At 67.5% G+C, this 14879-nt stretch carries 13 protein-coding genes; 6 read left to right on the plus strand and 7 right to left on the minus strand.

Going from position 1 to position 14879, the window contains the following annotated elements; translation table 11 throughout:
- Positions 1-13: 13 nt before the first annotated feature.
- Complete coding sequence (locus ACT3S6_RS01240; RefSeq protein WP_443382444.1) at positions 14-649, minus strand: GNAT family N-acetyltransferase; 636 nt, start codon at positions 647-649, stop codon at positions 14-16.
- A 185-nt stretch (positions 650-834) separates the two neighbouring features.
- Here ACT3S6_RS01240 and ACT3S6_RS01245 point away from each other — a divergent pair, with 185 nt between their 5' ends.
- Genes ACT3S6_RS01245 through ACT3S6_RS01260 form a run of 4 tightly spaced genes read left to right on the plus strand, consistent with a single transcriptional unit; the run spans position 835 to position 5006 of the window.
- The gene (locus ACT3S6_RS01245; RefSeq protein WP_444553348.1) at positions 835-2388 is read left to right on the plus strand and encodes a thiamine pyrophosphate-binding protein; all 1554 of its coding nucleotides are present in this window, start codon (positions 835-837) and stop codon (positions 2386-2388) included.
- A gap of 45 nt (positions 2389-2433) precedes the next feature.
- A complete protein-coding gene (locus ACT3S6_RS01250) occupies positions 2434-2886 on the plus strand; it encodes a hypothetical protein (protein WP_443382440.1) in 453 nt (150 codons plus the stop codon).
- Positions 2873-4366 carry a sensor histidine kinase gene (locus tag ACT3S6_RS01255; RefSeq protein ID WP_443382438.1) on the plus strand — a complete coding sequence of 498 codons (1494 nt, stop codon included), beginning with the start codon at positions 2873-2875 and terminating at the stop codon, positions 4364-4366. Before ACT3S6_RS01250 ends, ACT3S6_RS01255 begins: the two co-directional genes overlap by 14 nt.
- On the plus strand, positions 4338-5006 hold the full coding sequence (locus tag ACT3S6_RS01260; protein ID WP_443382436.1) for a response regulator transcription factor: 669 nt from the start codon (positions 4338-4340) through the stop codon (positions 5004-5006). Before ACT3S6_RS01255 ends, ACT3S6_RS01260 begins: the two co-directional genes overlap by 29 nt.
- A gap of 40 nt (positions 5007-5046) precedes the next feature.
- Here ACT3S6_RS01260 and paaZ read toward each other — a convergent pair whose 3' ends face one another.
- Positions 5047-7179 carry a phenylacetic acid degradation bifunctional protein PaaZ gene (gene paaZ / locus ACT3S6_RS01265; RefSeq protein ID WP_443382434.1) on the minus strand — a complete coding sequence of 711 codons (2133 nt, stop codon included), beginning with the start codon at positions 7177-7179 and terminating at the stop codon, positions 5047-5049.
- 220 nt (positions 7180-7399) lie between these two features.
- On the opposite strand from paaZ, the gene ACT3S6_RS01270 reads away from it, so the two are divergent.
- Positions 7400-8296, plus strand: coding sequence for a serine protein kinase RIO (locus ACT3S6_RS01270; RefSeq protein ID WP_444553349.1), 897 nt, complete (start codon positions 7400-7402; stop codon positions 8294-8296).
- Between the two features lie 12 nt (positions 8297-8308).
- Here ACT3S6_RS01270 and ACT3S6_RS01275 read toward each other — a convergent pair whose 3' ends face one another.
- From ACT3S6_RS01275 to ACT3S6_RS01295, 5 genes are all read right to left on the minus strand, one after another.
- Positions 8309-9298: an NAD-dependent epimerase/dehydratase family protein gene (locus ACT3S6_RS01275; protein WP_443382430.1), complete on the minus strand. Its 990-nt coding sequence runs from the start codon at positions 9296-9298 to the stop codon at positions 8309-8311.
- Positions 9299-9401: 103 nt separating this feature from the next.
- A complete protein-coding gene (locus ACT3S6_RS01280; RefSeq protein WP_443382428.1) occupies positions 9402-10109 on the minus strand; it encodes a tyrosine-protein phosphatase in 708 nt (235 codons plus the stop codon).
- A gap of 50 nt (positions 10110-10159) precedes the next feature.
- Positions 10160-11062, minus strand: coding sequence for a 3-hydroxyacyl-CoA dehydrogenase family protein (locus tag ACT3S6_RS01285; protein ID WP_443382426.1), 903 nt, complete (start codon positions 11060-11062; stop codon positions 10160-10162).
- Positions 11063-11064: 2 nt separating this feature from the next.
- Positions 11065-11874, minus strand: coding sequence for an enoyl-CoA hydratase/isomerase family protein (locus ACT3S6_RS01290; protein ID WP_444553424.1), 810 nt, complete (start codon positions 11872-11874; stop codon positions 11065-11067).
- Between the two features lie 17 nt (positions 11875-11891).
- Positions 11892-13115, minus strand: a complete 1224-nt coding sequence (locus tag ACT3S6_RS01295; protein WP_443382424.1) for an acetyl-CoA C-acyltransferase — start codon at positions 13113-13115, stop codon at positions 11892-11894.
- 293 nt (positions 13116-13408) lie between these two features.
- Here ACT3S6_RS01295 and ACT3S6_RS01300 point away from each other — a divergent pair, with 293 nt between their 5' ends.
- Positions 13409-14833, plus strand: a complete 1425-nt coding sequence (locus ACT3S6_RS01300; RefSeq protein WP_444553350.1) for an MFS transporter — start codon at positions 13409-13411, stop codon at positions 14831-14833.
- The last annotated feature ends 46 nt before the right edge of the window (positions 14834-14879 follow it).

Here is a 14879-nt window from a genome sequence, read left to right on the forward strand (position 1 = left end):
TGGCCGGCGGGCCTCACCCCGGCAGGATGTCCAGGGGGACGGTCTCAGGGGACGGGTCCGTGGCCAGCCGGGCCCAGAGCGCGGTATCAAAACGCTCCCAGGCCCCGCCGTCGTCCTGGTAGCGCAGCTTCTGGCGTTCGACGCCCTCCCGGATGAATCCCGCAGCCGCGGCGACGGCGCCGGAGGCCGGGTTGTTCAGCCGGTGCCCCAACTCCAGCCGATACAGGCCCCACGTCCTGAAACACGTGCCGGCGAGTGCCGCCACCGCGGCGGAGGCCAGCCTCTGGCCACGGGCCGAGGGCTCGACCCAATAGGACACCCAACCGGTCTGGTGCCGCCATTCCATCCCGGACACCATGACGTGTCCGACGGCCACGCCGTCCACGTCGATGGCCAGTGCCTGCAACGTGACCGGATCCGGCCCCTGGTCCTGGGCCTCCTCGGCGGTCGGTTCCCGGACCTCGGCGCGCGGGACCATGACGTCCAGCCAGGTCCGGGCCCCAGCGGCATCGGTGATGGGCCGCGCCGACTGTCCGGCCATGTCGGGTGCGGCGTGGGCCCGGATCACCGAGGCGATGTCACGGTCGCTGAAAGTCCAGGGGCGCAGGACGGCCACCCGGCCCGTGACGGTGTGGGAACTCTGGGTCATGCTCCCCATCCTACGGACGGACAGCCGCCGCCGGGACCCCTGTTTCATGACGATGCCATGTCGGTGTTTCTGGGACCAGAAGCTACTGTCCGGTAACTTAGCTGTCGGCACGCACGGACGCTTCGGCTCCTTCCCGGAGCCCGTGTCCCCAGTGACGGTTCATTCAACGGCGAAAAAGGTCACCCATGACAACCACCCCGCACGCATCCACCGCAGCCGATCCCACCCCGGCCCGGGGGTCGGCTGCAACCGGCACCACGACCGCCGGCCATCTGATCGTTGAGACCCTGGTCGCCCACGGAGTGGAGCGGGCCTACCTCGTCCCCGGCGAAAGCTACCTCGATGTCCTGGACGGGTTGCACGACTCCCCCATCGACACGGTGGTCTGCCGCCACGAAGGCGGGGCCGCCTACATGGCCGAGGCCGACGGCAAGATGAACCCGCGGCCGGGCATCGCGATGGTCACCCGTGGCCCCGGGGCGGCCAATGCCCACGTGGGCCTGCATACCGCCTGGCAGGATTCCACCCCGATGGTCCTCTTCGTCGGGCTCATCCCCTTCGAGCACCGGGAAAAGGAGGCCTTCCAGGAATTCGATCCCAAGGCCTGGTTCGGTACCGGCGCCAAACGCGTTATGATCCTCGACCACGCGGAACGCGCCTCGGAGGTCGTCGCCGAGGCGATGTTCGCCGCCATGTCCGGGCGCCCGGGGCCGGTGGTCGTCGGCCTGCCCGAGGACATCATCACCCGTCCCGTCCCCGCGGAACTGCACCCGCGGATCCCGGTCGCCTCCGGAGGCATGACCGTCACCGATTGGAAGGCACTGAACGGGGCCCTGAACGAGTCCGAGAAACCATTATTCGTTTTCGGAGGCAACGACTGGACGGCCGAGGGCGCCCGGGAATTCACCACCTGGCTCGAAGAGCACGACCTTCCGGCTGCCGCGGAATGGCGCTGCGAAGGTACCGTCCCCTTCACGTCGCCCTCGTATGTGGGGCCCATCGGTTACGGACGCCCCAAACCCACCTACGACCTGCTCGAGGAGACCGACCTGCTCATCTTCGTGGGCACCGTCCCCGGCGACGTCATCACCGATGGCTTCGCGGTCCGGCAGAACTGGGAGAAGAAGAACTTCCTGGTGACCATCGATCCGTCCCTGCGCGGGCGTTCGGGCCCGGTATCGCATCAGATCGTGGCCAAACCCGATGTCTTCATTCGTGACCTGGTCCGCATGGAACTGCCCGTGAAGGATTCCTGGCGTGAATGGACCACCCGGATGCGCGCCGAACAAGAGAAGTTCGCCGCCTTACCCGAGAACGGCCCCGGGGACGGACCGGCCCGGATGTCCACCCTGATGGCCCAACTGGTTCCCACGCTGCCCCGTGACGCCATGGTCACCTTCGGCGCCGGGGAACACACCAACTGGGCACACCGCTACTTCCCCACCAACGGCTATGCCTCCATGATCAGCGCCCGCAACGGGTCGATGGGCTATTCCATCCCTTCGGCCGTCGCCGCCTCCCTCGCCCACCCCGGCCGTCGCGTGGTGAGCATCGCCGGGGACGGGGAGTTCCTCATGAACGGCCAGGAACTGGCCACCGCCTTCGGCGGATTCGGCATCCGCGTCCAGGACGACGACGAGATCCCCGCGGCGCTTCAGGCGGCACTGGCCGCGATCGACGACGAGGGACGCTTCGCCCTGATCCATCTCATCGTCGAGCAACGCGTCAAGGCATACTAGGAAGCCTCTCATCTGCGGCTCATCCGAAGGAGGAACACTAGGGGCATGAGACGGTTCGTGAATCTGACCGCCGCCATCGTGATTCTGCTGGCGATGGTGGTCGGCGCCTTTGCTGCTGCCCGGGCGCTGACCACCCCGCACGATCAGGATGTGGGCCCCGGCCTCGTCGTCGACAACGGAACGCTGCCGGCACTGCCGGGGAACCTGAACGCCCCCGGCTCCGGCGACAAGGCCTCCTATAGTCCGCCGATCAACGCGACCGAATGGCCCGTATCGTCGCCGGCTTCCTCCCCGCCCGCCGACTCCTCCTCCGCGGAGGCGAGTCCCTCCAGCGCACCGGCAGCCCCGGCGAAGACGCGCGTCCCGCCCCAGACCAAGGCCCCCGTCGCGCCGCTTCCCCCGTCCCCCGCGGACGACGATGACGACGATGATGACGATGATGACGATGATGACGATGATGACGATGACGACGAGGATGATGACGATGAGGAGGATTAGCCCGGCCCGTGGGGGCTGGTCGGTCAGATCCCGCGTCCTCATCGGGATGATCGCCATCGTGACCATCACCCTGGTGGTCGCCGGGGCAACGATCTATCTGCTGCAACGGTCGGCCCTGAACGACCGGATCGATGATTCCCTGCGCCGGACCGTCGGTGAGTTCCAGGTCCTCGCGGCCCAGGGCCTGGATACCGAAACCGGCAAGGCCTTCACCGAGGCGAACGACCTGCTCTACATCGCCATGCAACGGACGTTGCCGGCCCGCACCGAGGGCATGGTCAGCTTCAGCCAGGGGAACCTGCAATGGACGGCCCCCGAAACGGTCGACCTCCGGTTGGAGAACGACGAGGAATTCGTGGACTGGGCGGCGACCACCGGCCCACCGCACCGGATCGCCCTCAGCTCAGTCACGACCTCCACCACCACCTACCGGGCCGTGATCGTCCCGGTCCAGCTGGCCGCCGACCAGGAACCGGCCCGACTCGTGCTGGCCTACGACTACGGCGCCGAGGTCAGGGCCCTGGATCGCGGCTTCGAATTCTTCATCGCCGTCGGTGCCGGCGTCACGGTCCTGGCGGGCATCGCCAGCTGGCTGATGGTCGGACGGATGCTCCTACCGGTCAGGCTCCTGCGTGAGACCGCCGTGCAGATCTCGGAAAACGATCTCTCCCAACGCATCGATACCGTGGGGAACGACGAGTTCGCCGATCTGACCCTCACCATCAACGCCATGCTCGATCGGCTCGAAACCGCACTGACCTCCCAACGGCAACTACTCAACGACGTCGGGCACGAGTTGCGCACCCCGGTGACGATCATCCGGGGCCATCTGGAACTGATGGACGACCACGACCCCCAGGACGTCATGCAGTCCCGGGACATCGCGGTGGATGAACTCGACCGCATGTCACTGCTCATCGACGACCTGGTCACGCTGGCGAAATCGGATGGCCCCGATTTCGTGGTTCCCCGGCCCGTGGAACTGGGTCCCTGGCTCGATGAGCTCCTGGACAAGGCCCGCGGCCTCGGTGACCGGAACTGGCAGGTGGACCAGCGCGCCGACGTGTCCGTCGCCGTGGACCCCCGGCGCTTGACCCAGGCCGTGCTGCAGCTGGCAGCCAACGCCGTGAAGTTCAGTGGCACCGGGACGGCGATCGGCCTCGGCTCGGCCATCATCCGCGACGGCGGTCCCGTCGGCGGACCCGGGACCGACCGGCTGCGGCTGTGGGTTCGCGACCAGGGAACGGGGATCGAGCCCACCGACCAGCAGCGGATCTTCGAGAGGTTCGGCCGGGGCCGCAACAGCACCCGGAGCTTCGGCTCGGGGCTCGGCCTGAACATCGTTTCGGCCATTGCCGCCGCCCACGGGGGTATTGTCGAAGTGGACTCCGCCCCGGGGCGCGGTTCGATCTTCACCCTCACACTTCCCGTCCAAGAGGAGAACACCGGACATGAGCCGGATCCTGATCATCGAAGATGAGCAGCGCATTTCATCCTTCGTCGCCAAGGGCCTGAAGGCGGCGGGCTTGCAACCCAGCGTCGCCGATACCGGCGAAGCAGGTCTGCGGTTGGCCACCGACGGGGAATTCGAGGCCATCATCCTGGATCTTGGTCTGCCCGATCTCGACGGATACGAGGTCCTCAAACGCCTGCGGGCCTTCGGGTTGCAGACCCCGGTGATCATCCTCACCGCCCGCAGCAGCATCGACGACACGGTGACCGGCCTGCAAAGCGGAGCGGACGACTACATGGCCAAGCCCTTCCATTTCGAGGAATTGCTGGCCCGGCTGCGGTTGCGTTTGAAACCCGAAAACAGCACCTCGGATCCCGCCCTGCTGAGCAATGGCGACCTGGAGATGGATTGCCGGGGCCGCCGGGCCCTGCTCCAGGGCCGGGAAGTCGACCTGTCGGCCCGCGAGTTCGCCTTGGCCGAGACGTTCCTGCGCAACCCGGGCCAGGTCCTCAGCCGGGAACAGCTGCTCTCCCGGGTCTGGGGCTACGACTTCGATCCGGGATCGAACATCGTGGACGTCTACGTGAGGTATCTGCGCAATAAGCTCGGCGCCGAACGCTTCGAGACCGTCAGGGGGATGGGATACCGGATGGTGGATCTGGGATGAGCTGCCAGCGGCTCTCGCCGCCGGCAGGTTCCCGGAGGCCTCAGTCGCGCGTCGACCAGTCCCGGTAGATGGTGTCTTCCTTCTCCACCAGGGTCAGCACGTCATAGGTCGCCACGATCTCATCGTCCTGGTTGTGGATGATGGCGTCCCAGGCGACCTCTCCATACTCGTCGGTGACCCGAGGGGTGATCCGCTTGGCGGTGAGCGTGACCCGGACCCGGTCCCCGGCCGGAACGGGGGTGATGAACCGCAGGTTCTCCAACCCGTAGTTGGCCAGCACCGGCCCCGGGGCCGGCTGGACGAAGAGCCCCGCCGCCCAGGACACCAGCAGATACCCGTGGGCGACGACCCCGGGGAAGAACGGGTTGGCCGCCGCCGCCTCCTGATCGGTATGGGCGTAGAAGGTATCGCCGGTCGTGTTCGCGAAGGCGGTGATCTCGTCCAGGGTGACTTCACGCAACGGGGAGGCGAAGGCGTCGCCGATCCGCAACTCGGCCAATGATTTGCGGAACGGGTGGATGGCTCCTTCCACGGCCCCGAATTCGGGGGCCCCGGCGATGACCCGGTCTGCTCCGGCATGCCAGACGCCGGTGACGGCGGTCAGCAGGTTCGGGGAGCCCTGGATGGCGGAGCGCTGCATGTGGTGCTTGATGGACCGGACGCCGCCGAGTTCCTCGCCGCCGCCGGCGCGGCCCGGCCCGCCATGGACCAGATGCGGGACCGGGGACCCGTGGCCGGTGGAGGTGCGGGCGGTCTCGCGGTTGAGGATATGGATCCGGCCGTGGTGGCCGGCGATCCCGATGGTCAGGTCACGGGCAACGTCCCCGTCGTTGGTGCACACCGTGGCCACCAGCGAGCCGCTGCCGCGGGCGGCGAGCTCCACTGCCTCGTCCAGGTCCGTGTAGCCCAGCACGCTGGCCACCGGGCCGAAGGCCTCCAGCGAGTGGACTGCTTCCGCCTTCGCATCGGCCCAGGTCAACAGCAGAGGGGACATGAACGCGCCCTCGGCGACCTCGTGTTCCTCCCCCGAAGCGGTTCTGACCACGGGGGCATCCAACGTGCCGTAGGCGATCTCGCCGCCGGCAGCCAGCATGTCCTGGACCGCGCCGCGGACATCGCGCAGTTGGTCCAGCGACGCCAGGGCCCCCATGGTGACCCCCTCGGCCCGCGGATCCCCCACGACCACCCGCTGGGTCAGTCGGGCGCCGATGGCGGCCACGACGTCGTCTTCGAGTCCCGCCGGGACGATGGCGCGGCGGATGGCGGTGCACTTCTGGCCGGCCTTGACAGTCATCTCGGTGGTGACGGATTTGATGAAGGCCTCGAACTCGGGGGTGCCGGCCACTGCGTCGGGGCCGAGGATCGCGGCGTTGAGGGAGTCCGTTTCGGCGGTGAAGCGGATGCCGCCGGAGACGACGTTCGGATGGGATTTCAGGGCGTCCGCGGTCGAGGCCGAACCGGTGAAGGAGACCATGTCCCGGTAGTCGAGCACGTCCAGCAGGGTGCGGGCGGAGCCGGAGACCAGTTGCAGGGAGCCGGCGGGCAGGAGTCCGGATTCGACCAGCATCCGCACGACGGCCTCGGAGAGGTATCCGGTCGGGGTGGCGGGCTTGACGAGGGTGGGGACACCGGCGATGAAGGCGGGGGCAAACTTCTCCAACATGCCCCAGACCGGGAAGTTGAAGGCATTGATCTGTGCGGCGACCCCGGGGATGCGGGTGAAGATATGGCCCCCGAGGAACGAACCGTCACGGGATAGCGGCTCGGCGGGGCCGTCCTGGACGACGTTGGAGTTGGGCATCTCACGACGGCCCTTGGAGGACAGGATGAACAGGGCCCCGATTCCGCCGTCGATATCGACCATGTTGTCGACCTTGGTGGCGCCGGTCCGGTAGGAGACGTCGTAGAGTTCCTCGCGGCGTTCGTTGAGGTACTGGGCCATCTCCTTGACCCGCAGGGCCCGCTCGTGCAACGTCAGCTTCCCGAGCTCACGGTGCCCCACGGAGCGGCCGTGGTCCACGGCCTCGGCCAGATCGAGACCAGCAGCGCTCACCAGGGCCAGCTGTTGGCCGGTGTTCGCGTCCAGGACCGTCGTGGCCCCGTCAGTGCCCTCGGGAGTCCACCAGGAGTCCTGGATATAGCTGGGTACCAGCTCGGGGGTCTGCGTTGTCATCGTCGACAAGTCCTTCCTGAACGATCGGTCGGTATTTGAGGCCCAGCCTACATGACGGCCAGTGGGGCGCGGTCGATCCGAAAGTGATTGACTTTCCTCGATCACTGTTGTTGACTCAGGGTCCCGCCCATCACCGACTCCCGGGAGGCCGCCATGACGACCCTTGTTGCCCCACACGCCCCGACCTCCATCGACCACCTCCCCGGGAGCCACCACCTACATGACTTCGAATTCCGCTACTGATCCGGAAACCACCTTCCAAAAACTGACGCCCGCGACGTCCGGACACGGCACCGGCGAGGAACGCCCCGCGGGATGGAACATGCTCGACGATTCCCTGGCCGCCAATCAACGCTGGTCCACCTGGAACAACGTGGAACGACTGATGCGCGGCCCCACGCCCCGCCCGGGGTTCATCATCGAGGACGCCGGGGCCATCGACACCGAACTCGGGATCCTGAAAACCGGCAAGGAAGCAGACGTCTTCCTGCTCGAACGCGCCACCGACACCCGCCGGTCCCTACTGGCCGCCAAGAGGTACCGGCCCCCCGAACAGCGCGCCTTCCGCCGCTCCACCATCTATACCGAGGGGCGCACGGTACGGCGCAGCCGGGATGCGCGGGCACTGAAGAACGGTTCCTCCTATGGCCGCCAGGTCGAGGCGGCCCAGTGGGCCGCCGCCGAATGGAACTTCCTGGTCCGGGCCCACGAAGCCGGGATCCCGGTCCCCTACCCCGTGCAGGTGGATGGCACCGAGATCCTCATGGAATTCATCACCGACCCCGACCATCCCGACGCCGCAGCCCCCAGACTGCAGCAATTGCGGCCGACGCGGCCTGTGCTCCAGTCCTGTTTCGACCAGCTCGTCGAGGCCATGGGCGGGTTCGCCTCGCTGGGATACGCCCATGGGGACCTCTCCCCGTACAACATCCTGGTCTCCGGAAACCGGTTGGTGATCATCGACCTGCCACAACTGGTCGATCTGGCCGCGAACCCGCTGGGCGCCGATCTGCTGGCCAGGGATTGCCGGAACGTCTGCTCCTGGTTCACCAGCCGGGGACTCGACCAGGATCCCGAGGAGTTGCTCGCCGACCTTTTGGCCGCCGCCTGGACCTGACGATGATTCAACTCAGCCCAGTCGGTTGATCAGCTCCGCCTCGTGATCCGCGCTCAGTCCCGAGCGCAGCTCCTCGGTGGGGTCGTGCGCGGCGATGATATCGGAGAACGTCTCGGCCAACGGACGGCGCACCAGCCCCCACTTCAGGGCCCTGCGATCCGACCGGCGGGCGAAGCCGGCGAATTCGGTCCCGGCGGGCAGGATCAGCGGGAGCGAGCGGGGGCCCGACCAGGGGGCGACGGCGTCGTCCGGCATCCGGTGCAACGGGTAGGGCACGACGGCGGCACTGTATCCCGCGGCACTCTGGGCGCTGGCGATCACGTCACCCAGCGGCATCTCGGCACCGACGACGTTGACCGGTCCGTTGCGGGCCTCGAGCCCGGCGCGCAGGATGAAGGCCGCCAGATCGCGGACGTCGACGATCTGGACATAGCGGGCCTCGCCGTCGTCGTCGGGGACGAGGACCGGCTCCTGCCCGCGGGCGAACCGCAGGGGCCAGTAGGTGGACCGGCCGGTGGGGTCCCCGGGGCCACCGATCAGTCCCGGACGGACCAGCAGTGCCGCATTGCCACGGGAGGCAACGGTGAGCCATTCGCAACCGGCCTTGGCTTCGCCGAACTTCTCGTCGCTGTAACCCAGGCTGGAGTCCTGGGCCACCAGGAGCTTCGAGGCCTCGGCGGCCCCCGCCCGGGAGTGGACGGCGTAGGCGGAGCAAGAGGAGACGAAGACCCAGTGTCCGGCTTGCGGGGACAAGGCTTCCACCGCCGCCTTGGCGTGGGCGGGCCGGCAGGTCAGTTCCACCACGAGGTCCCAGGGTTCGGCCGCGGCCCCCGCGTAGGCGTCCTCGACCTCACGATCGACCCGGAATTCGCGGACCCCCTCGGGGAAGCCGTCCGAACTGCCACGGGCCAAGCACCCGACATCGTGCCCGTCCTCGACGGCCTGCAGCGCAAGGGTTCGGCCCAGCCACTGGGTACCACCGAGGACGAGGATTTTTGCCATGCCAACCAGCCAACTCCCCCGGCCCGGGTTCTGGCAAGTCGAATTCGAAAAATCGTTGGATCGGACGATATGTGTCCTCCCGCCGATCCCCGACCGGCAGCGGTCAGGCCCGGGAGCCCGCGAGCAGTTCCCGCACCGCATCGATCTCGGCGACCGTCAGCCCCTGCCCGAGCAGAAAGGCCTCGACGTCGATCCCGTCGACGAATTCGGCCAGTGACTGCTGGCGTCCGGCAATGACCGGGGCCAGCTCTTCCTCGCTCAAATGCCGTTCATAGGGGTGTTTGACCGGGCTGATCCGGTGCCATTCGTTGATTCCGCGCGCTCCGGCATCGTATTGGCCGGGAATCAGATCCTGCCTGCCGACCAGGGCCAGCGCCATGGAGATGATCATTCCCGTCCGGTCCCGGCCGGCGGAACAATGCACGACGACGGAGCCCCGGGCCGCCGCCAGGGCACGGAAGACGCCGGCCACCAGCCGGGGGAAGTGCTCCAGGTTCGCCGGGTAGTAGCGCGGATCGCTGAGGTACGGGGTGTCTGCCGAGGCGGCCGCGGCCATGAATTCCTCATGGGCCTGGTCCTCGGTGGGGCAATGCAGCACGGTGATCCCCGCCAGCGCCCCGGGGTCGACCGCGGGGTCGGTGGGCCGACGTCGACGCTCGTCGGCATTGCGCAGGTCGATGACCGTGCGGATGCCTGCGTCATGGGCCTGGGCCCACCCGCGTTCGGTGAGCCATTCGCTGCGGCCCATCCGGTAGAGCCGTCCTGCCACGCGCCGCGCGTTGACGGCGCCTTCCCAGTTCACCTCGTTCATGGGCCCATCCTGCCATGCGCCCCCATCGCCGGCAGGAGGGGCCCCACGGATCAGCTCCAGTCGTAGAAGCCCTGCCCGGTTTTGCGGCCCAGGTCCCCGCGTTCGACCTTCCGGCGCAGGATCGCCGGCGGGGCGAAGCGTTCACCGAGCTGCTCGGCCAGGTATTCGGCGATCCCCAGCCGCACGTCCAGCCCCACGAGGTCCGTGGTCTTCAACGGGCCGGTGGGGTGTTTATAGCCGAGCACCATGGCGTTGTCGATGTCCTCGGCGGAGGCAACGCCCTCCTCGAGCATGCGCATCGCCTCCACGGCGAGCATGACCCCCAGCCGGGAGGAGGCGAAGCCGGGGGCGTCGTTGACGACGACGGCGGTCTTGCCCAGACCGGCCACCCAGCCGCGGGCCTTCTCCACCAGGGCCGGCGCGGTCTGCTCGGCGATGACGACTTCGATCAGGGTCGAGGCCGGGACCGGGTTGAAGAAGTGCAGCCCCAGGAAGCTCCCGGGACGGGCCAGATGACCGGCCAGGCCGCTCATGGACAGCGAGGAGGTGTTCGAGGCCAAGACGGCCTCGGAGCCCAGCTCGGCTTCTACCGCCTGCAGCGAGGAGACCTTCAGGTCCCAGATCTCCGGGACGGCTTCGACGACCAGTTCGCGGTCCCCGAAGTCGGCGTAGTCGGTGCTCACCGTCAGGTGGGCCAGATGGTCCTCGACGGCTCCTGCCAGGCCGCGGTCGATGGATTTGCCCACGGCCGTGGCGACCCGTTCCCGGGCGGCTTCGGCACTGGGTGCGTCGCGTTCGACGATGAGCACGTCGGCTCCCTTGATGAGGAAGCCATGGGCGATGCCGGCGCCCATGCGGCCCCCGCCCAGGACCCCGACCCGGGTGGGCAGGGACGTCGAGGCGTCGGCCTCGCTCGGGACGGCGGTGTTCTTTTCCGGGGTGCTGGGGGTCATCGTTACTTCTTCTTCCTGTCGAGGAATGCCTGCATGCGGTCGAATTTGGCTTCTGACTCAAAGAGCATCGACTGGGCCAGGGTGTCGATCACCGGGTGGGCTTCCCGCGGGGTGTGGAACACGGCCTTGGTGACCCTGACCGCCAATGGGTCCTGGGCGCCGATCCGGTCCGCCAGCGCCTCGGCGGCACCGCCCAGTTCGGCCGAGCCGACCAGTTCGCCGATCAAACCCACCTTCAGGCAGTCCTCTCCGGTGAGCACCTTCCCGGCGAGCAGGATCTGTTTGGCCATCGGCTCCCCGACGAGCTCCTTCAACCGCCAGGTGGCCCCGGCGGCTGCCATGATGCCCAGATTCGTTTCGGGGTTGCCCATCCGCAGGGCCTCGGTGCCGATCCTGAAGTCGGCGGCGTAGGCCAGCTCGGCACCCCCACCGAGCGCGTAACCGTCCAGGGCGGCAATGACGGGCATCGGCAACCGGGCGATCCGCTCGAAGAGCGAGGAGTTGATCCCGGCCAGGGCGTCTTCGCGGCGGCGTTGGCGCAATTGGGCGATATCGGCGCCGGAGGCGAAGATGCCCTTGGCCCCGGTCTCCGGATCCGAGGGGGTCCCCGAAAGGATGAGGATCTTCGGGGAGGCCTCCAGATGGCTGCAGACCGCATGGAGTTCATCGACCATCGTCTGGTCGATGGCGTTGCGGACCTCCGGGCGGTGCAGCCGGACGGTGATCCGGTCGGCTGCCTCGGTGACGATCAGCGTGGCGAAGCCCGCGGCGTCGAGCCCGGCTGCGCCGTCGTGCTGCTCCTGGGGACCCAGGTCTTGTGCACCCACCACTAGACCCCCTCGACGAGCAGGGCGGCTCCCTGGCCGACGCCCACGCACATGGTCGCCAGTCCCAATTTGTTCCCTGCGGAGGCTTCACGGTCCAGCCGGCCCAGCAAGGTCAGGGCGATGCGGGAGCCGGAGGAGCCCAAGGGGTGGCCCAGCGAGATGGCGCCGCCGTCGTTGTTGACGATGTCGGGGTCCAGGCCGAGTTCGCGCATGGAGGCCAGGGACTGGGAGGAGAAGGCCTCGTTGAGTTCCACGGCGGCGAGCTCGTCCACGGTATGCCCGGTGCGTTCGAGGACCTTCCTGGAGGAGGGGACCGGGCCCATCCCCATGATTTCCGGGGCCACCCCGGCCGAGGCCCCGTCGAGGATGCGGGCGCGCGGGGTCAACCCGTATTTCTCGATGGCCGCCTCGGAGGCGACGATGATCGCCGAGGCGCCGTCGTTGAGCGTCGAGGCGTTGCCTGCGGTGACGACCGAACCGCCCTTGACCACCGGGCGCAGTCCGGACAGGACCTCCATGGTGGTCCCGGCGCGCGGCCCCTCATCGGTATCGACGATGGTCCGGGCGCCCTTGCGCCCGGTCACGGTGACCGGAACGATCTCCTCGGCGAAGCGGCCGGCGGCGATGGCTGCCAGGGCGCGTTCGTGGGAGCGTACGGCGAAGGCGTCGCAATCCTCCCGTGAGGTGCCGAAGACGCGGGCGACCTCTTCGGCGGTCTCGGGCATGGAGAAGGTGGTCTTCCCGTCGCGGGAGAGCTCCCCGGAGAGGAAGGCCGGGTTGGGGAACCGCCAGCCGATCGAGGTGTCGTAGGTGGCGCCGGGCTTCGCGAAGGCCTTGGAGGGCTTCTCCATCACCCACGGGGCGCGGGACATCGATTCGACCCCACCGGCGACGACGATGTCGGCGGCCCCCGCCTTGATCATGTGGCTGGCCATCGTGATGGCGGACATCCCCGAGGCGCACAGCCGGTTCACGGTGATCCCCGGGACCGAATCGGGGTACCCGGCCAGCAGCCAGGCCATGCGGGCGATGTTCCGGTTCTCCTCCCCGGCCCCGTTGGCGTTGCCGAAGATGACCTCGTCCACCAGCTCCGGATCGACTCCGGCCCGTTCGACGGCGGCCCGGACGGTCAACGCCGCCAGGTCATCGGGACGCACGGAGGCCAGGGCCCCGCCATAACGACCGACCGGAGTGCGGGCTCCGCCCACCAGGAATGCTTCGGACATGAAAACCCCTCTTCGGTTGGCCTCTGTTCAGGCATCTTTGCCGGCCGTGGAATGCGTCTCGGGACACAATTACCGACCAATCGTTCACTAAGAGATTCCCACCCCGCATCCCACCGGTCAACTCACCCCGGCCCTGATGACGAAATTGACCGCTTTTATACCTGCCGGTAATATGGATGCCTTTGACAGACTCCGATGCTCGACACCGGATCGTGGACCGTCGCCGGCCCTCCGCCCTGGGCGCTCAGAACCGGCCCCTGTCGACGAAAGCTGAAGAATTTTGGGAGGCACCCATGCCACCGAACGACAGCACAGACTCCCCCTCGACGGAGGGCACCCCCGACGCCACCGCGCAGGCCCCCATCGACTACTCCGAGGACATCGGCCCGGATCTTGACACCGCCGAGGGACGCTCGATGATCCACAAGGCCACCGCGGCTTCAGCCATGGGCAACCTGACCGAATGGTTCGACTACGGCGTATATGCGGTGGCGGTGACCTACATCACCGCTCATTTCTTTCCCGGGGAGTACGGAACGATCCTGGCGTTGGCCACCTTCGCCGTCTCGTTCGTAGTGCGCCCCCTGGGTGGAATCATCTGGGGCCCGCTGGGCGACAAGCTCGGACGCAAAACCGTCCTGACCCTGACCATCCTCATGATGTCCGGGGCCACGTTCCTCATCGGCGTGCTCCCGACGTTCGACATGGTCGGGATCCTGGCTCCGATCCTGCTGATCCTGCTGCGCCTGGTGCAGGGTTTCTCCACCGGCGGCGAGTACGGCGGCGCGGCGACCTTCATGGCCGAATACGCCCCGGACAAGAAGCGCGGTTTCTTCGGCTCCTTCCTGGAGTTCGGCACACTGGGCGGCTTCGCCCTCGGTGCTGCCGTCATGTTGCTTTTCCAACTGGTGCTTCCCGAGGCGGCCATGGATTCCTGGGGCTGGCGGATCCCGTTCATGCTGGCCCTCCCGATGGGCCTGGTCGGTTTGTACCTGCGTAATAAGCTCGAAGACACCCCGGTGTTCCAAGAGCTCGAGGAGACCGGCGGGGTGGAGGAGGGCGGCAGCCTCAAGGCCGTGATCACCCAATACTGGCGCCCGATGTTGGTCATGTTCGGCATGGTCTCCTGCCTGAACATGGTGAACTACACCTTGATCACCTACATGCCCACCTATTTGGAAAGCCAGCTGGGAATGGATTCGAATCAGGCGCTGATCGTCATCATCCTCGGTGAGGTGGCCATGATGTGCGTCATCCCGTTCGTTGGCGGCCTCTCCGACAAGGTGGGTCGCAAGCCCATGTGGTATGCCTCCACCCTCGGTCTGATCATCTTCCCGGTACCGATGTTCTGGCTCATCGGCCAGAACTTCGGGCTGGCCATCATCGGCTTCGCGGTACTGGGTCTGTTGTACCTCCCGCAGCTGGCCACGATCACGGCCACCTTCCCGGCGATGTTCCCCTCCCAGGTCCGCTTTGCCGGCTTCGCCATCACCTACAACGTGGCCACTGCGTTGCTCGGTGGCACCGCGGCCATTGTCAACGAGGCGGTCATCGACAGCACCGGATTCGTGCTCTTCCCGGCCGTCTACATGATGATTGCGGCGGTCGTGGGTCTGATCGCCGTGCGTTACATGGTCGAAACCGCCGGCGCATCGCTGCGCGGCACGGAGACCCCGAATGCCAACGACACCGGGATCCTCGCCGAGGATCCCCGCTAGGCCCTGGAGGCAACTACGGCGGGCCCGGAACCATCCTGATGGTTCC

Source organism: Arthrobacter sp. AOP36-C1-22 (genome assembly GCF_052377515.1).
Classification (GTDB): domain Bacteria; phylum Actinomycetota; class Actinomycetes; order Actinomycetales; family Micrococcaceae; genus Arthrobacter_H.